Source organism: Nonomuraea sp. NPDC050227 (genome assembly GCF_044459705.1).
Taxonomy (GTDB): Bacteria; Actinomycetota; Actinomycetes; order Streptosporangiales; family Streptosporangiaceae; genus Nonomuraea.
In genome coordinates this window covers 169,541-188,009 of the sequence record NZ_JBITJF010000003.1, presented here as the reverse complement: position 1 = coordinate 188,009, position 18,469 = coordinate 169,541, and the positions used below count along the sequence as shown (strand labels likewise).

15 protein-coding genes are annotated in these 18,469 nt (G+C 75.7%); 7 read left to right on the top strand and 8 right to left on the bottom strand.

The features are described 5' to 3' along the window. Positions 1-31 precede the first annotated feature (31 nt). The 3 genes from ACIBK9_RS13300 to ACIBK9_RS13290 are packed head-to-tail and all read right to left on the bottom strand — an operon-like array spanning position 32 to position 4,321. On the bottom strand, positions 32-1,147 hold the full coding sequence (locus ACIBK9_RS13300) for an amidohydrolase (protein WP_397157882.1): 1,116 nt from the start codon (positions 1,145-1,147) through the stop codon (positions 32-34). Then, on the bottom strand, positions 1,144-2,235 hold the full coding sequence (gene fes / locus ACIBK9_RS13295) for an enterochelin esterase (protein WP_397157880.1): 1,092 nt from the start codon (positions 2,233-2,235) through the stop codon (positions 1,144-1,146). Before fes ends, ACIBK9_RS13300 begins: the two co-directional genes overlap by 4 nt. A gap of 1 nt (position 2,236) precedes the next feature. Then, on the bottom strand, positions 2,237-4,321 hold the full coding sequence (locus tag ACIBK9_RS13290; protein ID WP_397157878.1) for an iron chelate uptake ABC transporter family permease subunit: 2,085 nt from the start codon (positions 4,319-4,321) through the stop codon (positions 2,237-2,239). Positions 4,322-4,380: 59 nt separating this feature from the next. Between ACIBK9_RS13290 and ACIBK9_RS13285 the strand changes: the two genes are divergently transcribed. Together ACIBK9_RS13285 and ACIBK9_RS13280 are read left to right on the top strand one after the other, a co-directional pair. Continuing rightward, entirely contained in the window at positions 4,381-5,346 is a 966-nt protein-coding gene (locus tag ACIBK9_RS13285) for an ABC transporter substrate-binding protein (RefSeq protein ID WP_397157876.1), read from the top strand. A 77-nt stretch (positions 5,347-5,423) separates the two neighbouring features. Then, positions 5,424-5,879: a VOC family protein gene (locus tag ACIBK9_RS13280; RefSeq protein ID WP_358297736.1), complete on the top strand. Its 456-nt coding sequence runs from the start codon at positions 5,424-5,426 to the stop codon at positions 5,877-5,879. Positions 5,880-5,931: 52 nt separating this feature from the next. Here the strand turns inward: ACIBK9_RS13280 and ACIBK9_RS13275 are convergent, their stop codons facing one another. Then, positions 5,932-6,522 carry a helix-turn-helix domain-containing protein gene (locus tag ACIBK9_RS13275; RefSeq protein WP_397157873.1) on the bottom strand — a complete coding sequence of 197 codons (591 nt, stop codon included), beginning with the start codon at positions 6,520-6,522 and terminating at the stop codon, positions 5,932-5,934. Positions 6,523-6,613: 91 nt separating this feature from the next. On the opposite strand from ACIBK9_RS13275, the gene ACIBK9_RS13270 reads away from it, so the two are divergent. Further along, positions 6,614-8,182 carry an FAD-dependent oxidoreductase gene (locus ACIBK9_RS13270; protein ID WP_397157871.1) on the top strand — a complete coding sequence of 523 codons (1,569 nt, stop codon included), beginning with the start codon at positions 6,614-6,616 and terminating at the stop codon, positions 8,180-8,182. Between the two features lie 9 nt (positions 8,183-8,191). Here ACIBK9_RS13270 and ACIBK9_RS13265 read toward each other — a convergent pair whose 3' ends face one another. From ACIBK9_RS13265 to ACIBK9_RS13255, 3 genes are read right to left on the bottom strand one after another with little or no spacing between them, the layout of a single operon-like run. Further along, positions 8,192-8,530: a hypothetical protein gene (locus ACIBK9_RS13265; RefSeq protein ID WP_397157869.1), complete on the bottom strand. Its 339-nt coding sequence runs from the start codon at positions 8,528-8,530 to the stop codon at positions 8,192-8,194. Beyond that, entirely contained in the window at positions 8,527-9,261 is a 735-nt protein-coding gene (locus ACIBK9_RS13260; protein WP_397157867.1) for an HAD family hydrolase, read from the bottom strand. Before ACIBK9_RS13260 ends, ACIBK9_RS13265 begins: the two co-directional genes overlap by 4 nt. A 38-nt stretch (positions 9,262-9,299) precedes the next feature. Next, positions 9,300-10,217 carry a LysR family transcriptional regulator gene (locus tag ACIBK9_RS13255; protein ID WP_352359953.1) on the bottom strand — a complete coding sequence of 306 codons (918 nt, stop codon included), beginning with the start codon at positions 10,215-10,217 and terminating at the stop codon, positions 9,300-9,302. A gap of 121 nt (positions 10,218-10,338) precedes the next feature. Between ACIBK9_RS13255 and ACIBK9_RS13250 the strand changes: the two genes are divergently transcribed. Then, positions 10,339-11,208 (top strand): SDR family NAD(P)-dependent oxidoreductase, encoded by an 870-nt coding sequence (locus tag ACIBK9_RS13250; protein WP_397157865.1) that lies wholly within the window; start codon positions 10,339-10,341, stop codon positions 11,206-11,208. Here ACIBK9_RS13250 and ACIBK9_RS13245 read toward each other — a convergent pair. Beyond that, the gene (locus tag ACIBK9_RS13245) at positions 11,201-14,155 is read right to left on the bottom strand and encodes a S8 family serine peptidase (RefSeq protein ID WP_397157863.1); all 2,955 of its coding nucleotides are present in this window, start codon (positions 14,153-14,155) and stop codon (positions 11,201-11,203) included. The two genes, ACIBK9_RS13250 and ACIBK9_RS13245, sit on opposite strands and share 8 nt — an antisense overlap. A 152-nt stretch (positions 14,156-14,307) precedes the next feature. Here ACIBK9_RS13245 and ACIBK9_RS13240 point away from each other — a divergent pair, with 152 nt between their 5' ends. The 3 genes from ACIBK9_RS13240 (at position 14,308) to ACIBK9_RS13230 (ending at position 18,469) form a co-directional block, all read left to right on the top strand. Then, positions 14,308-15,306: a hypothetical protein gene (locus tag ACIBK9_RS13240; RefSeq protein WP_358297721.1), complete on the top strand. Its 999-nt coding sequence runs from the start codon at positions 14,308-14,310 to the stop codon at positions 15,304-15,306. Positions 15,307-15,455: 149 nt separating this feature from the next. Beyond that, positions 15,456-16,910 carry a serine/threonine-protein kinase gene (locus ACIBK9_RS13235; RefSeq protein WP_397157860.1) on the top strand — a complete coding sequence of 485 codons (1,455 nt, stop codon included), beginning with the start codon at positions 15,456-15,458 and terminating at the stop codon, positions 16,908-16,910. A gap of 149 nt (positions 16,911-17,059) precedes the next feature. After that, positions 17,060-18,469, top strand: a complete 1,410-nt coding sequence (locus ACIBK9_RS13230) for an aldehyde dehydrogenase family protein (protein ID WP_397157858.1) — start codon at positions 17,060-17,062, stop codon at positions 18,467-18,469.

Here is an 18,469-nt window from a genome sequence, read left to right as displayed (position 1 = left end):
CCAGGTCGGCGGTCGTGCGGGACGCCCGGGGCTACTGGGTGAGCGCCAGGTCGGCGGTGGTCAGTGCGAGCAGGACGGCCGCCTCCACCAGCGCGCGGTCGGCCGCCGGGGCCGCCGCCGCGGCCGCGAACCCCGGCTCGTGCGGCGCGGCCCCGCCCGCCCCGATGTCCAGCATGGGATGGACGGCCGGCACGACGTGCGACACGTTCCCCATGTCCGTCACCGCGAACGGCTCACGCTCCACCGGCGCCGGACGGCCCAGCGCGGCGGCGTTGGCCGCGTACAGACGGGCCAGGGCGGCGTCGTCGCGGAAGTCCAGGTAGTCGGGCTCCGGCCGGGTCAGCCGCAGCTCGCAGCCGGTCGCCGTCGCCGCGCCGCGGAAGCAGGACTCCACCCGCGCCCGCAGCCCAACCAGGTCCCGCGCGGCGGCGGCCCTGATCTCGTAGGAGGCCGTGGACCTGGCCGGGATGACGTTGGGGGCCTCGCCCGCCGAGGTGACCACGCCGTGCACGCGCAGGTCGCGCGGGAGCTGCTGGCGCAGCAGGCCGATCGCCACCTGCGCCAGCGTCACCGCGTCGGCCGCGTTGCGGCCCTCGTGCGGGGCGAGGGTCGCGTGCGCGGCCCGTCCGGTGTACTCGGCGTCCAGGGTGCCGAGCGCGAACGAGCGGAACCGGACGGTCTCGAACGGCCCGGGATGCACCATCATGGCGGCGTCCACGCCGTCGAACACCCCCGCCTCCAGCAGCAGCGCCTTGCCGCCGCCGCGTTCCTCGGCCGGGGTGCCGACGACCTTCACGGTCAGCCCCAGCTCGTCGGCGAACGGGGCCAGCGCCAGGCCCGCGCCGGCCGAGGCGGCGGCGATCACGTTGTGGCCGCAGGCGTGGCCGAGGCCGGGCAGCGCGTCGTACTCGGCGCAGAAGGCCACGGTCAGCGGGCCGCTGCCGAGAGAGGCGGAGAAGGCCGTCGGCAGGCCGCCCGCGCCCGCCGTCACCGCGAACCCGCCCGCTTCGAGCAGGCCCGCGGTCCAGGCGGCCGCCCGGTGCTCTTCGAACGCGGTCTCGGGGTGGGCGTGGATCCGGTGGCTGAGCGCGACCAGCTCGGGGGCGTGGGCCTCGGCGCGGCGGCGGATCGCGTCCCTGACGTTCACAGCCAGCCTGCCGCGAGGTCGGTGAGGCCGTCGGCCAGGCCGCCGAGCCAGCAGGCCGGGTCGTGGCCGCCGTTGTACTCGGTGTAGCTCACCTCGTACCCCTGGGCGGCGAGGGCGCCGGCGAAGCGGCGGTTCTCCTCCAGCAGCATCCACTCCAGCCGGCCGGCCTCGACGTGGAAGCGCACCGGCAGCCTCGGGACGGCGGCGTACCGGCGGGTCAGCCGTTCCGGATCCTCGTCGGGCCACCAGTACGACCCCGACTGCGACAGGACGTTGCCGAACCGTCCGGGCGCGAGGAGCGCGGCGTAGGAGGCGGTCAGCCCGCCGAGGCTCTGCCCCGCGATCACGGTCAGCCCCGGATCGCTCGTCGCCCGCCACGTGCGCTCCGCCCACGGCAGCAGGTCGTCGGCCAGGTAGCGGACGAACGGCTCGTGGCAGGCCAGCTCCCGCAGCCGGGCCGGCCGGTCCACCGAGTCGGGCATCAGCACGACGAGCGGCGGGAGGCGGCCCTCGTTCACCAGGTTGTCCAGGGTGGGCGCGACGCGCCCGGCCCACACCTCGCCGTCCAGCAGCACCACGACGGGAAGGGGACCGGCGGCCGGGCCGGGCGGCGTGTAGACCCACACCCGCCGCCCGCCCGACCGCGCCTGGCCGACCCGGCCGCGCGGCACGCCCGGCCGCCGCTCCCGGTACGGCTGCGGCGGCGCCTGCGGCAGCTCCAGCAACGACGAGGGACGCCGGTCCGGCGGGCCGGGCACGGTGAGCGGGTTGCCCGGATCCGGCACGGCCGTGCGCATGACCTGGAGCCAGGAGTCCCGGTCGGTGCCCGGCAGCCGGTCGCAGGGCAGGATCTGGTAGCCGGCCCGCAGGTCGGCGTCGAGCTCGTAGGTCAGGTGGAGCAGGTCGCTGCCCGGACGGCGGGTCATGACATGTCGGCTGATGTCGCCCGCGTGCCGGTCGCGGTCGGTCATCGTGTTGATCAGCACGACCGCCTGCTCGCCGCGCGACCTGGGCCGCCAGAGGAACGTCACCTTGCATCGGCCGGGCGTGCCGGCGGGCTCGACGATCGGGGTGGAAACGGGTGTCATGTCACGGCCTCCGGTCCGACAGCAGGGTCCACAGCAGGAAGGGGCCGCCCAGGATGCTGGTCACGACGCCCACGGGGATCTCGGCGCCGTCGGCGGCCACGCGTCCGGCCGTGTCGGCGATCACGACCAGCGCCGCGCCGGTGAGCGGCGCGCCGACCAGGGGCAGCCGGGCCGGGCCTGCCAGCCGGGCGGCGACGACGGGCGCGGCCAGGGCCACGAACGCGACGGGCCCGGCCACGCCCGCCGCCAGCCCGGCCAGCACGACGGCGAGCGCCAGCAGGGCGATCCTGGTCCGGCCTGGATCGACGCCGAGCCCGGCGCTGACGTCCTCGTCGAAGCGCAGCACCGCCACCCGGCGGGCCAGCGCGAGCGCGGCCGGGACCAGCACCGCCAGCCCGGCGGCCACGGGCAGGGCGACGGAGTAGCCGCGCCCGGCCAGGCTGCCCACGCTCCAGGAGTGCACGGCCGTGGCCGAGCCGAGCCCCTGCCAGGCCAGCAGCGACTGGGTGAGCGCGCCGGCCAGCGTGGTCAGCGCCAGCCCCGTCACGATGAACCGGTAACCCTGCCGGCCGACGCCGCCCGAGACGGCGAACACCGCCACGGTGGCGGCCAGCGCGCCCACGGGACCGATCCACCAGTGGGCGAACAGCGTGCCCGAGGCGGACACCATCCCGGCGACCATGATGGCGATGACCGCGCCCTGGTTGATGCCGAGCATGTCGGGGGTGGCCAGCCGGTTGCGGGCCAGTGCCTGGGTCAGGCAGCCGGACAGCCCGAGCGCCGCCCCGGCCACCAGCCCCGCCACCACCCGCGGCAGCCTGATCTCCTGGACGAGCAGCACGTGCCCGCCCTCGCCCGCGCCCGCCAGGGCACTCAGCGCCTGCCCGGCCGTCATGCCCGACTGCCCGGCCGCCACCGCCGCCACGACGGCCACCGCGGTGACCGCCAGCAACGCCGCCGCCGCCACGGACGACCGTACGGGCACCAGCACCGACCAGCCCCGCCCCCGCACGACGCGCGCGTCGGAAGGCGAAGGCCCACCCGCCCGCGCGGCCCCGTGGGCGGGCCGCCGCCGCGGGGCGCGGGACGGGACCAGGTCACCGGGCCCGGCGGCCACCGCCCGCGACCGGGCCACCACGACCAGCACCGGCGCCCCCAGCACGGCGACCAGCAGCGCCACGGGCGCCTCGTACGGCCGCATGACCACCCGGGCCAGCACGTCGGCCCCCAGCAGCGCCACCGCCCCGGCCAGCCCGGACAGCACGATCCGCGGCCCCACCCGCCCCCCGCCCAGGGACCTGGACAGGAAACCGGCCAGCAGGCCGAGGAAGCCGATCGGACCGGCCACCGCGACCGCCGCGGCGCTGAGCAGCGTCACCGCCACCGTCACCCACAGCCGCGTGCGCCCCGGCCGGTGCCCGAGCGCGACGGCCAGGTCGTCGCCGAGCGCCAGCGCCGCCAGCGGCCGGGCCGCGACGGCCGCCATGACCAGCCCCGCCGCGACCGCCGGTGCGATCGTCAGCACCCGGTCCATGGGGATCCCGGCCAGCGAGCCGAGGACCCAGAACCGGTACTGGTCGAACGTGACCGGGTCGGCCACCAGCACGGCCGTGGTGATCCCGGTGAGCGTGGCCGACAGGGCGGCCCCGGCCAGCACCAGCTTCAGCGGCGAGAGCCGGGCCCCGATCGCGAGCACGACCCCGGTGGCCGGCAGCGCGCCGCCGAGCGCCCATCCCAGGTACGCGCCCCCGGTCTGCGCCCCGGCGGTGACGATCCCGGTCACCACGCCGAGGGCGGCGCCCGCGTTCACGCCGAGCAGCCCGGTCTCGGCCAGCGGGTTGCGGGTGACCGACTGCAGCAGCATGCCCGAGACCCCGAGCGCGGCGCCGACGACGAGGGCGGCCAGCGTCCGGGGCAGCCGCAGCGTGTCCACCACCATGCGCAGGTGGTCGTCCCCGCCGCCGCCGAGCAGGTGGTCGAGGACCTGCCCGGGGGTGACCCGGCCCGCGCCGGTGAGCATGGACGCCGCGCACAGGGCCAGCAGCGCGGCGGCGCCGAGTCCGAAGGCCCGGGCTTGCGTAAACATAAGGTAAGGCTAACCTAAAAAAGGTAAGGCTTACCTCATTTCTTAGCTCGGGAGCTCGTATGGCCCCTCTCCGCAGGGTCGGCGGACTGCTCGTCGCCGCCGCCGCCGTCCTGACCGCCGTGGCGTGCGGCGCGTCCTCCGCACCCGCCGCACCCGCCGCGCCGGGCGCGTCCGCCGCCGCCGCGCCGGCCGTCCGGGAGGTCAAGGACGCCACCGGCACCCTGATCAAGGTCCCGGCCGAGCCCAAGCGCGTGGTCACCCTCACCCAGGAGGACCTGGACGCCGTCCTGGCCCTCGGCGTGACCCCGGTGGGCATCACCAACGGCCAGGGCATCGACACGCCGCCGGCCTACCTGGCCGACAAGGTGAAGGGCATCCCGGTCGTGGGCAACCTGCTGCAGCCGGTCATCGACAAGGTCGTCGAGGCCCGTCCGGACCTCATCCTCGCCGGCGACCTCCAGGACCAGCAGGTGCTCGACCAGCTCCGCAAGGTCACCCCGGCCACCGTGGTCACGATGGCCCCCGCCGACGACTGGAAGCTGTCGTTCATGGGCGTCGGCAACGCGCTCAACAAGCTGGACGCGGCCAGGAAGGTCATGGCCGACTACGACGCCCGCGTCGCCGCGGCCAAGACCAGGATCAAGCCGGCCGAGGTGAGCATCGTGCGCTGGAACCCGCAGGGCCCGAGCTGGATGGAGAAGCGGCAGTTCGCCGGTTTCGTCGCCACCGACCTGGGCCTGACCCGTCCCGCCGCCCAGGACAAGGACGGCACCGCCCACTCCATGCCGCTCAGCCTGGAGGCGCTGTCGGACATCGACGGCGAATGGCTGTTCGTCTCCACGCTGACCGCCGACGGCGAGAAGACGCTCGACGAGGTGCGGCGGACGCCCGCCTTCAAGGAGCTGAGAGCGGTCAGGGCGGGGCACGTCGTGCCGGTGAACGGCTCGGTCTGGAGCACCCGCGGCGCCCCGCTGGCCGCCGGCGTCGTCCTCGACGACCTGGTCAAGGCCCTGACCGCGGCCTGAACGAGCCCGGAAAGGGAATTTACCGGTCGCGGCGCGGGTTGGCGGGGGTGATCGTCCGCATCCGATGAGGAGAACCCATGAACGACCACCCCGACGCCCCGGCCGTCCGACAGCTCCGGCTGGTCGTCGAGGCGGAGGACTACGAGGCGGCGCTGACCTTCTACCGCGACGTGCTCGGCCTGCCCGAGGAGGCCGCCTACTCCTCCGGCGACGGCGCCCGCGTGGCCATCCTCGACGCGGGCCGGGCCACCCTGGAGATCGCGAACCCGGCCCAGAAGAAGATGATCGACGACGTCGAGGTGGGCCGGCAGGTGGCGCCCAAGCTGCGGGTCGCCTTCGAGGTGGACGACTCCCGTGCGACCACCGCCCGCCTGGTGTCGGCCGGCGCGGACGAGGTGGCCCCGCCCACGCTCACCCCCTGGCAGTCGCTCAACGCCCGCCTCGACGCGCCCGGCGGCCTGCACATCACCGTCTTCCAGGAGCTCGCCACCCCGGAGGAGCGCGAGCAGCTGGACGGCTTCGGCACCTCCTGACCGGCACGTCCTGAGCGGCGGCTCATCGGGCAGCGGCTCATCCGGCGGCGGCTCATCGGGCGGTGGGGCGGGCGCGCACGTGCATGCGCTCGCCCTGCCGCCCGAACAGGGCGAGCACCTCCGTGGGCTCGGGGCCGGGATTGGCGAACGCGTGCGGCACGCGGGTGTCGAACTCGGCCACCTCGCCCGCCGTCAGCAGCACGTCGTGCTCGCCGAGCAGCAGGCGCAGCCGCCCGGACAGGACGTAGAGCCACTCGTAGCCCTCGTGGGCCCGCTGCTCGTACTCGCCGTGCGGCCAGCCCGGCGGGTAGATGTGCTTGTACGCCTGGATCCCGCCCGGACGCCGGCTCAGCGGGATGTACGTCATGCCGTGCCGCGACACCGGCCGCAGGTGCACCCGCGGATCGCCGGTCGGCGGCACGTCGATGAGCTCGTCCAGCGGCACCTGGTGGGCGCGCGCCAGCGACAGCAGCAGCTCCAGCGTGGGCCGGCGGCCGCCCGACTCCAGCCGCGACAGCGTGCTGACCGAGATGCCCGTGGCCTCGGCGAGCTGGGCCAGCGTCACGCCCCGCCGCTGCCGCAACGCCCGCAGCCGCGGCCCCACCGCCCGCAGGACCTCGTCGAGATCCGGTGTCTCGTCCATGCGGCCCAGCTTGCCATTTCGGCAACGACATTTGTCAACCGCGTCGCGCGGGACGCACAGTGTGCCATCGGCACATCTCTGGAGGAACGCGATGGACGACAAGTACGACGTGGTGGTCGTCGGCGGCGGGGCCGCCGGGCTCAGCGGCGCCCTGACCCTGAGCCGGGCCCGCCGCCGGGTGCTGGTGATCGACGAGGGCCGGCCGCGCAACGCCCCGGCCGGCGGCGTGCACACCTACCTGGGCCGGGAGGGCACGCCGCCGCTCGACCTGCTGGCCGCCGGCCGCGCCGAGGTGGCCGGGTACGGCGGCGAGCTCGTCACCGGCTCCGCCGTGGCGGCCGAACGCCTGGACGCCGGCGGTTTCCGCGTGCGCCTGGCCGACGGGTCCGCGGTCGTGGCGGACCGGCTGCTGGTCACCACGGGCCTGGTGGACGAGCTGCCGGACCTGCCCGGCGTGGCCGAGCGATGGGGGCGGGAGGTGCTGCACTGCCCGTACTGCCACGGGTGGGAGGTGCGTGACCAGCCGATCGGCGTGCTGGCCGCCGGCTCGATCGCCGCCCACCAGGCGCTGCTGTGGCGGCAGTGGAGCGACGACGTGACGCTCTTCACGCACACCGCCCCGCCGCTCGGCGAGGAGGACCGGGCCAGGCTGGCCGCGCGCGGCGTCACCGTCGTCGAAGGGCGGGTCGCCGGCCTGTCGCCGGACTCCGGCCCGCTCACCGGCGTCACCCTGGAGAACGGCGACGTCGTCCAGTGCCGGGCCTTCGTGGTCGCCCCGCGTTTCACCGCCCGCTCGGCCCTGCTGGCCGGGCTCGGCGTCGAGACGGCCGAGCAGCTCATGAACGGGCACGTCATGGGCGTCCACGTGCCCGCCGACCCGGCCGGCGCGACCGGCGTCCCCGGCGTGTTCGTGGCCGGGAACGTGGCCAACCTGGGCGAGAACGTCATCGGCGCCGCCGCCGCGGGGGTCAGGGCGGCGGCGGCGATCAACGCCGACCTGATCGAGGAGGAGACCCGCCGCGCGGTGGCGGCCGCCGCCGGCGCGCCGGTCTCCGGCGAGCAGTTCTGGGACGACCGCTACGGGCAGTCCGAACGGATCTGGAGCGGCAACCCCAACGCGCGCCTGGTCGAGGAGGTCGCGGACCTGGCACCCGGCACCGCGCTGGAACTGGGCTGCGGCGAGGGCGCCGACGCCGTGTGGCTGGCCCGCCGCGGCTGGCGGGTCACCGCCGCCGACATCTCCGGCGTGGCCCTGGCCCGCGCCGCCGTCCACGCCGCGGAGGCGGGCGTGGCCGAGCGCGTCGACTGGCAGCGCCACGACCTGGCCGAGTCCTTCCCCGAGGGCGAGTACGACCTGGTCACCGCGAGCTACCTGCACTCGCCCGCCGAGCTGTCGCGCGAGAAGGTCCTGCGCGCCGCCGCCGCGGCCGTCGCGCCCGGCGGTCAGCTCCTGGTGCTCGGGCACGCCGGCCCCCCGCCGTGGGAGCCCGAAGCCCGCGTCGAGCTGCCCACCCCGCAGCAGGTGCTGGACGCTCTGGAGCTGGCCGAGGGGGAGTGGGAGGTGCTGCGGGCCGAGGAGTTCGAACGCGCCCAGACCGCCCCGGGGGGCACGCCGGCCGTCCGCGTCGACAACGTGCTGAGGATCCGGCGGCGCGGCTGACCCGCGCGCTCAGCGGCGGCGCTCGCGCAGGGCGACGGCCACGTTGATCACGGTGAGGGCGACCAGCATGACGATCGCGGCGATCAGCCCGTCCGGCCGGCCCACCAGCGCGATCGTCCCGCCCACACCGAAGATCACCGAGAAGTAGGCCAGGCCCGCGGACATCCCCCGGTGGCCGCTGTCCTGAGGGGCGCGCTGGGCGAGCCGCTCCTCGACCTTCCGGTCGATCTCGTGGCCGACCCGCTCCAGGAACGAGTCCACCAGGGCCTGCTCGTAGTCGGGACCCAGCTCCCGGCGCGCGGCGACGGCGGCGCGCAGCTCGTCGTTCGGCAGTTCCGAGGCGCTCATACCCTCGGCTCTACGCCACCCCGGCCCCCTTGTCCAGACACCGGGACGCGCTGGTCGAGGGCCGTCGTCAGCGGGCCACGGGCGGTCTCCTCCAGCAGGGCGACGGTGGCGGTCAGGTCGGGGAAGGCGTCGATGAAGGCGTCGACCGGGTGCGGGGCGAAGTCGGCGGGCCGGCGCAGCCCGCTCTGCATGCAGGCGACGAACCGCAGGCCCGCACCGATGGCCGCCGCGGCGTCGGTGGGGGAGTCGCCCACGTAGAGGCACTCGTCGGGGGCCAGGCCGGTGGCGGCCAGCAGCTCGTCGAAGGCGCGCGGGTCGGGCTTGCCGAAGCGGGTGTTGCCGGCGTGGTAGACGGCCGCGATCCGGCCGTCGAGCGCGTGGCCCGGCGCCATCAGGTGCTCCATCTCGGCCTCGTCGCGCGAGGTCAGCAGCATGACCGCGCGCCCGGCCGCGTTGAGCTCGTCGATCGCGCGCAGGTTCTCCCCCGGGACGACGTCGACCAGCCCGGCCGCCACGTACTCGCGCAGCACGGCGTGATGCAGGGGCAGGTAGGCGGCCAGGTCGAGGCCGGGCGAGCGCAGCGGCATGGCCTCGTGCAGCGACCGGCCCCAGGTCGCCACGTGCACCGCCCTGGACATGGGCCCGTGGCCGAGCCGCCCCAGGACCTCGTTCTCCAGCTCGAAGCACGCGGCCTCGGTGAGGCACAGGGTGTCGTCGACATCAACCACCACGGCACGGATCACAGGCCACACCATAACCGGTGGCCGCCTCAGGAGCCGACGGCGGCGGCGCGCAGCGCGCCCGCCAGGTCCGCGACCGGCCCGGGGACGGGGCCGGGGAGGCGGGCCAGCAGCAGCCGCCGCTGCTCGCGCGGCCCGCCCCGCACCGGCAGCACCCGTACGCCCTCCGGCACGGCCGGGCCCATCGACGCCGGCACCGTGGTCAGCCCGCAGCCGGCCGCCACGAGGGCGAGCTTGGCCAGCCAGTCGCGGACGACGAACACCGTCTCCGGCCGCTCGTCCAGGCCCGGCCACACGCCCAGGGTGGGACTCTCGCCCGCCGGGGCGGCCGGGCTGGCGATCCAGGGACGGCCGTGCAGGTCGGCGACGTCCACGTACTCGCCCCGGGCCAGCGGGTGCCCGGCGGGGACGGCCACCCGCAGGCCGCGCTCGGTGAGGATCTCGATCTCCAGCGGCGGCGTCTCGGCGTCCGGGGCGCGAAACGGCGGGGCCGAGCTGAGCAGGGCCAGGTCCAGCGTGCCGGCCCGCAACGCGCGGACCAGGGCCGAGCTGCCGTCCTCCCGCCCGGTGACCGCGATGGACGGACGCGTGCGGCGCAACTCGGCCAGCGCGCGGGGCACCAGCGCGGCCCCCGCCGCCGCGAACCAGCCGAACCGGACGGTCGCCGGCTCGCCGGGCAGCCCGGCCAGTTCCCTGGCCGCGGCGTCGACCTCGTCCACGACGGCCGCGGCGCGGCGGAGGACGAGTCGTCCGGCGGCGGTCAGGCGCACGCCGTCGTGCCGCCGCTCCAGCAGGCGGGCCCCGGCGGCGCGTTCGAGCGCGGCGATCTGCCGGGACACGGCGGACTGCGTGTAGCCGAGGGCGGTGGCCGCCGCGGTGAGCGTGCCCCGCTCGGCGACCTCCCGGAAGACCCGCAGGGCGGTGAGCGACGCGTCGGTGAAGGCCATGACGATCACGCATACCGGACTTGAGTAACTTTCGCTACCCGAATGCCTCCACTCGCTCCTAACCTGGCGGGTGCCGGGAGCGCGCACCGGCCCGCACAAGCACTTTTTCGAAGGAGCGACAATGAGCACCACCCCGAAGGTCGCCCTGGTGACCGGCGCGACGCAGGGGCTCGGACTGGCCCTCGTCGAAGGGCTGGCCCGCCGGATGACGCCGGACGACACCGTCTACCTCACAGGGCGCGACGCCGCCCGCGTGGCCGAGGCCGCGGCGGCGATGCCGGCGACCGGCGCCCGGGTCCGCGGCGAGCTGCTCGACGTGGCCGACCCGCGGGCCGCCGCCGAGCTCGCCGGCCTGCTGCGCGAGCGGCACGGCGGCGTGGACGTCGTCGCCGGCAACGCCGTCATGCGCGTCGGCCCGGACGACGACATGCGCGCCCTCATCGACGCCTACACCGAGGTGAACAACTTCGGCACCACCCGGCTGCTGCGCGCCTTCGCCCCGCTGGTCCGGGACGGCGGCAGGTTCCTGGTGGTCGGCAGCTCGCTCGGCACGCTGCACCACCTGGCCCCCGTCCTGCACGACCGCTTCGACGGGCTGACCAGCCTGGAGGAGGTGGACGCGCAGGTGGCCGCCTGGCGCGACGCGGTCAGGGACGGCAGCGCCCGCGCCCAGTCCTGGCCGGGCTTCGTCAACATCCCGTCCAAGGTCTGGCAGGTCGCCGCGGTGCGGGCGCTGGCCGGACAACGGCGGGAGGAGGACGCCCGCCGCGGGATCCTGCTGGCCGCCGTCTGCCCGGGGATGATCAACACGCCGACGTCCGGCCTGTGGTGGGACGTCAGCGGCGCGCCTTCGCCGGAGCAGGCCGCCGTCCCGCTGCTCGACCTGGCCCTCGGCCCGGTGGACCCCGGCCACTACGGGGAACTCGTCCGGTTCGGACGGGTTCTCCCGTGGCGGCCGGAGCAGCGGCCGGAGCGGCGGGCGGCTAGTTGATCGTGACGATCGTCCCGGCGCCGTTGGGGTACTCGACGTAGCCGGTGTTGACGCGCTGCGTCGCGCCCGTCCAGGACGCGGTCAGCGTGAACGGCGTGCCGGCGGTCACCTTCGGACGGGCCGGCGTCACGGTGAGCGCGCCGCGCGCGTGGCCCGCCTCCACGATGTCGGCCTGGGTGGTGAACGCCGTGGACGTCGTCCCCGGCAGGTCACCGAGGCTGAGCACGATCAGGGTGTGCCTGCCGGGCCGCGGGCGGGACAGCGCGGCGCGGTGGTCGCCGTCCGGGCTGGACAGCCATGTCTCGAACTCGCGGCCGCCGGGGCCCTCGTAGACGAGCAGGCCGCCCACCTGGGCCTCCGGGTTCACCGCCTTGATGCGGAACGCGGCGGCCCTGGCGCCCTCGGGCACCGTGATCGGGATCTCGCGGCCCCACACCTCGTCCTGGCCGACCGTGCCGGGCGTCTCGGCACCCGAGACCGGCCCGTACGGGGTGACCTGGAACTTCTTAAGCCCCGGCGTCACCTCGAAGGACAGGGAGCCGGCCGCGCCCGCGCCGCGCACCTCGGCGGGCGCCCTGGCGCTCAGCGGCGTGGCCACGATCGCGCTGCGCACGCTGATGCCCGCCCCGGTCCAGGTGAGCCGGCCGGTGGCGGTCCCGCCGGCGGCCTCGGGCAGCGTCTCCAGCGTGACGGTGAACTCCCTGGCCTGGCCGGCCTCCTTGAACACCAGCGTGGACGGCTTGACCTTCGCCCTGAACCCGGGCACCTCGATCGAGGCGTGGTAGACGCCCGGCGTGAGCGCCGTCACCCGGCGGGTGACCGTGCGCGAGCCGAACAGCTCGGCCACCGCGATCGTCGGGTAGTTCAGGTCGGAGGCGGCCAGCGGCGCGACGCCGGTGCCGGTGGCCACGCCGAGGCCCTCCAGGAACCCGTACCAGTCCTTCGGCCCGGCGTCGTAGACCAGGCCGGGGGTGAACATGCGGGACGGGTCCACGTGCCCGGCGCCCTGGGCGAAGACGTCCGGGGTCCTGGTGTCGTAGGCGGTGGTCATCATGGCCGACTTGATCGCCATCGGCGACAGCTGGGGATGCCGGCCGAGGTAGAGGGCGGCCAGGCCGGCGATGTGCGGGGTGGCCATCGAGGTGCCGGAGTAGAAGTCGAAGTCCTTGCCGTCGTTGCCCGGCGGCGCCACGGCGGCCAGGATCGCCGCGCCGGGGGCGGTGACGTCCGGCTTCAGCAGGTCGCCCTTGGCGGACAGGGCGGGGCCGCGCGAGGAGAAGCTGGTCACCTCGGGGTAGGCCACGCCGTCGGAGGGGGCGGGGAGCAGGGTGGCCGTCGCGCCCGGCGTGGCCGCGTACGCCGCGATCCTCCCGGCGTCGGGCGCGTCCACGTGCACGGTCGGCACGGCGTGCAGGTCGGCGTCGGTGGACTGGGGGGTCGGGTTGCCCAGCACCATGCCCACGCCGCCGGCCCGCCTGACCTCGGCCGACTTCTCCACGCGGGCCGTCGTCCCGCGCGCGCAGTAGACGATCTTCCCGGCGGCCTTGGCCGGGTCGAGCGCGCCGGCCGCGCACACCTCGGCGTCGGCGTCGGCCGCCTGGCCCGCCTTCACCGACACGGCGGTCACCAGCGGCACGGGGCCGAGCGGCGCGACGACCGAGGTGCTGATGCCCCGGTAGGCGGCGCCGTCGCCGAGCCGGACCTCGCCCCGGCGGGGCGCGATCGTGCCGGCGGCGACGGTCGTCGTCCAGGGCGCGGTGTTGTCCAGCGTGGAGGCGTCGGGGCCGGAGTTGCCGCCGGCGGTGGCGACGAAGACGCCGGCCTGGGCGGCGGCCAGGAAGGCGAGCTGGATCGGGTCGTCGGCGGGCGATTCCGACATCGCGCTGCCGATCGAGTAGTTGATCACGTCCACGCCGTCGGCCACCGCCTGGTCGATGGCCGCGATCAGGTCGGAGCTGAAGCCGCCCGTCGTGCCGCCGTCCTTGCCCTGCCACAGCGCCTTGTAGACGGCGATCGCCGCGCCCGGCGCGACGCCGGAGACCGTGCCGAAGTCGATGCCGTTCGCGGCGGCCGGGACGCCGTGGTCGCCCGCCGCGGTCCCGGCGGTGTGCGAGCCGTGGCCCTGGGCGTCGCGCGGCGAGGCGAAGTCGTCGCGCTGCTGCGGCGGGGTCTGCCGCAGCCACTGCTCGCCGAAGTAGCGGGCGCTGATCAGCTTGCCGTTGCACAGGTCGGCGGTGAAGCGCTCGCCGGGCTGGCAGAGACCGGTGAACGTGGAGCCGTCGGCCTTCCGCATGACCGTGGCCCCGTCCTTGAGATAGGGGCGGTACGGGTCGGCGCCGGCGGGCGGCTCCGTGCCGAGGGCGGGGCCGGCGAAGGACGGGTTCTCCGGCCAGATGCCGGTGTCGACGACGCCGACGACCACGCCCTTGCCCGCCTTGCCCGTGCCGCCTAGGGCGGCCCACAGGCCGCGGTCGCCGGACAGGCGCAGGAAGTCGGTGGAGTTCCGGTCGTCCAGGGCCTTGTGCAGGACGTCCGGGGTGACCGAGAGCACGCCCCGGGTGGCGTGCAGGCGCAGGGCCTGGGCGGGGGTGAGGTCGGCGGTGAAGCTGTTGGAGGCGACCACGTGGTGGGCGGTGGCGGACGCGCCGACGCTGCGGGCCACCTCGTCCTGCCGGGTGGTCAGGCGGTCGCGGTAGCGCCTGGCGTGGGGGCTGGTGGTGTCCACCTTCCTGCCCTTGCCGCCCTTGGTGGGCGCGATGCCGGTGACGCCGCCGTCGTAGGTGGCCAAAGGCGACTCGGTCAGGGTGATGACGTAAGGGGAGGGGGAGGGGGCGGGGGCGGCGTGCGGCGTGGCGGCCGCCGCGGGCCCGGCCACGGCCGGGACAGCGGTGACCGCCAGCGCGGCGGCCAGTGCCAGTGCGCGGTGAACGCGGGTGTTGCGGGACATTGCTCCTCAAGGGGGACGAGCCTGGTCACCCGTCCGGGGAGGATCACCGGAGGGCCGCCTTGGAGTCAAGCGTCCAGTGGAGATCAGTGTCGAGATATAGTGCTGACATTTTCGGCCACGTGACCAAAAACGACATTTTCGGAAGGTGTTTTGTGGCGGACGGCTCTGTGCTCGGCGCGGTGGGCCTGTCGGACTTCGACGAGCGGCTCTACCGGCTGCTGCTGCGCGGACCCGGCCTGCGCACGGCCGAGGCCGCGGCCGCGCTGGAGACCGGTCCCGCCCGGGTGCGCGCCGGGCTGGCCCGCCTGGCAGACGCCGGGCTGCTGCGCCGCACCGGACCCGGCCGGTACGAGGCCGTGCCGCCGGAGGCGGCGATCGAGTGGCTGGTGGACCGCCGGCGCCTGGAGACCGAGGCGCGGCTCGCGGCGGTCCGGACGGTCGTGTCGGACTTCGCCCAGCTCTACCACTCCGGCCGGATGGGCTCCGGGCCGGCCGGGGTCGTGGAGGTGCTGGCCGGCGAGGAGGCCGTCAAGCGGGTGATCACCGAGTTGCAGCGGACGGTCGGCGTGGAACTGCTCGGCTTCGACCGTCCGCCGTACGTGGGCCGCCCCGACGACTCCCACGACACCAATGAGTCGGAGCTGGAGGGCACCCGGCAACTGCTGGCGCGCGGCGTGGACATCCGGGTGGTCTACTGCGCCGAGTCCCTGGACCGGCCCGGCCGCCTGGAGACGTTGATCCGGCTGGCCGAGGAGGGCGAGCGCTCCCGGTTCGTCGCGCACCTGCCGTTCAAGCTGCGCATCGCCGACCGCAGGATCGGCCTGTTCCCGCTGGTGGACGGCGTCTACGACAACATCGCCCTGCTGCACCCCTCGCGGCTGCTGGACGCCCTGGTCGAGCTGTTCGACGTCTACTGGGAGCGCGGCCGGCCGCTGGCCGGGCTGCCGCAGGCGGCGCAGGAACGCCCGGCGGAGGCGGACCTGCTCGTGCTGCGCCTGCTCAACGCCGGGCTCAAGGACGAGGCCATCGGCCGCCACCTCGGCGTCAGCCCCAGGACGGCCACCCGCAAGATCGCCGCCGTGGTGGAGAGCCTCGGCGTGACCAGCCGCTTCCAGGCGGGCGCGGAGGCGGCCGCCCGCGGCTGGCTCTGATTCCCTACCGCCTTCCATATCGCCGCACTTCGGTCGATCTTCGCTTACTGTGCATCTCGGGGGGTGCGCTGCGGGAGAATGTTCCTCGCCGCGCGCCGGTGCACGGCCAGCGGGGGAACAACGGGGGAACACGGAGGATGACGTCGAGGATGAGTGCTCAGACGCAGGAGCATCTCGGCCCTTACCGGGTGATCAGGAAGATCGGCGAGGGCGGCATGGGGGTCGCCCACCTCGGTCTCGACGGCGCGGGTCGCCAGGTCGCGATCAAGGTGCTGCATCCGCACGTCGCCGCCGACCTCAAGGCGCGCGACCGCCTGGTGCGCGAGGTGGAGACCATGCGCCGGGTGCGCAGCCGGTACGTCGCCGAGGTCGTCGACGCCGAGTTCGACGCCCACCGGCCCTACGTCGTGACGCGCTTCGCCGACGGGCGCACGCTGGAGCAGGCCGTCCTGACCGACGGCCCCCTGGAGGCCCACGCGGTCGTCAGGCTCGCGCGGGGGCTGTGCCAGGCGCTGGTCGACATCCACGCGGCCGGCGTGATCCACCGCGACCTCAAACCGGCCAACGTCATGCTGGTCGGAGGCGAGCCGCTGGTCATCGACTTCGGCATCGCCCACCTGGTCGACGCGGCCCGGCTGACGCAGTCGGGCATGTTCGTCGGCACGCCCGGCTACCTGGCGCCGGAGATCATCCGGGCCTCGCAGGTCACCCCGGCGGCCGACGTGCACGCGCTGGCCTCGACGGTGTTCTTCGCCGCCACGGGGCTGCCGCCGTTCGGCACCGGGTCGTTCGAGGCCGTCTGCTTCAACACCATGGAGGGACGGGCGCGGCTCGACGAGGCGCCCGCGTGGCTGCGCGGCTGGCTGGCCGGCGCGCTGCGCGTCGATCCGGCGGCCCGGCCCGTCGCCCGGGAGCTGCTGCGGCAGGCCGGGGCGCTCGACCCCGGCGGCCGTCCGCTCCCGCCCGAACGGCCCGGCGCCAGCACGCTCACCATGGACGCCGTCTCCGCCCTGCTGCCGCCGGTGGAGTACGCGCCGCGCGGCCACCACGAGCAGCCGGCGCCGCCCGCCCCCACCGTCCACGCGGACCGGCAGTGGGAACGCCCGCGGCCCGCCCCGGCGCCCGCCGCCCCCGCCGAGCCGTTCGACCTGCGGCGGTTCGTGACCAGCAGCGCGTTCGTCGGCGTGCTGGCGCTGGTGACGCTGTCGGCCACGACCGTCGTCACGCCGGTCGTCGGCGGCCTGCTGGCGGTGGCGCTCTCGCTGGCGCTGCGCGTCGCCGACCACTTCCTGTCCGAGGAGCGGCCGACGCCGGCCCGCGCCGCGCTCGTGGCCATGGGCAACCTGCTCCTGTCGCTGGCCTGCGGCCTGGGCGTGGCCGGCCTGCTGGAGGCGGCCGGATCGAGCACCAGCCACGCCGAGGCCCTGGCCGCCGGCGCGTTCACGCTGGGGCTGTTCGTGCTGCCCGGCGCGGGGCCCGCGCGGCGCAGGGCCGCGCGCGTGCTGGCCCGCCTCCTGCCCGGCCGCAGCGCGACCGTGGTGACGGTGGCCGTCATGGGGCCGATCGCGCTGCTGGCCACGATCGCGGCGCTGCTCCAGGGCTGACCGGCCCGAAGAGCGCGCCGCCCCGGCCGGCGGCGATCCACACCTCGCAGCCGGCCGCGCGCACCCGCGGCGGCTCCCCGGCATCGAAGATCATTCGGGGTGGCGTACGGCTGGACACCGCGACGGTCAACGTGTTCAGAATGGGCCTCGTGACGCCTTCGACCGGGCACGTCGTCAGGAACCCGCTCACCGGGCGCGCCGAGCGGCCGCTCGCGCCCGTCGGCCCCGATCGGCTGGCGGAGATCGCGGCTGGGCTGCGCGCGATGGCCCCCGCCTGGCGGGCCCCCGACCGGGCCGCCGACCGGGGCGAGGTGCTGGCCGTGTTCGGCCGGGCGCTGGCGGCCGACGACGAGCTGCTGGCCGCGCTGGTGGCCGACACGGGCCGGGAGGCCGAGTCCAGGCTGGAACGGCAGCTCACCGCCGGACTCGCCGAACGCTGGGCGCGCCAGGCCCCCGCCCTGCTCGCGCCCCCGCCCGAGCGGCCGGCCGCGCTGCCGGGGATCGCCGTGGGCGGCGACGCGGTGCCGTACGAGCTGGCCGGGGTGATCAGCCCCTGGAACTTCCCGCTGCTGCTCGCCCTGATCGACGCGGTGCCCGCGCTGGCGGCCGGCTGCGCGGTGCTGGTCAAGCCGAGCGAGGTGACGCCGCGCTTCATCGAGCCGCTGATGCGGCTGGTCCCCGCCGAGCTGCCGCTGCGGCTGGTCGAGGGGGCCGCCGAGACCGGCGAACGGCTCGTCGGCCTGGTGGACACCGTCGTGTTCACCGGCAGCGTGCCGACCGGCCGCCGGGTGGCCGAGGCCGCGGCGCGCGCGTTCGTCCCCGCCCACCTGGAGCTGGGTGGCAAGGATCCGGCGATCGTGCTGGCGGGCGCCGACCTGGAACGGGCGGCCGAGGCCGTCCTGTGGGGCGGCACGGCCAACGCCGGGCAGTCCTGCCAGTCCGTCGAACGCGTCTACGTCGAGCGCGGCGCGCACGACACGTTCCTCGGCCTGCTCGCCGACCGGGCCGCGCGCACCCGGCTGACCTGCGAGGGCGGCCCCATCGGGCCGATCATCGACCCCGCGCAGGCCGGCGTCATCGCGGCCCACCTGGCCGACGCCGCCGCCAAGGGCGCGCTGACCCACACGGGCGGCGCGATCGAGCGGCACGGCGGCGGGTTGTGGTGCCGTCCCACCGTGCTGTCGCGGGTGCGGCACGACATGCTGGTCATGACGGAGGAGACGTTCGGGCCGGTGCTGCCGGTCATGGCCGTGTCCGGGGCGGAGGAGGCGGTGGAGCTGGCCAACGACAGCGCGTACGGGCTGTCGGCCGCCGTGTTCGCCGCCACCGAGAAGGAGGCGCTGGCCGTCGCGGCCCGGCTGAACGCCGGCGCGGTCAGCGTCAACGACGCCGCGCTGACCGCGCTCGTCCACGAGGGCGAGAAGAACTCCTTCGGCCTGTCGGGGCTCGGCGGCTCGCGCATGGGCGCCGCCTCGATCGGCCGGTTCCTGCGCCGCAGGGCGTACCTGATCAACCGGTCCGGGGCCGCCGACCCGTGGTGGCACCCCAGGGAGGGATAG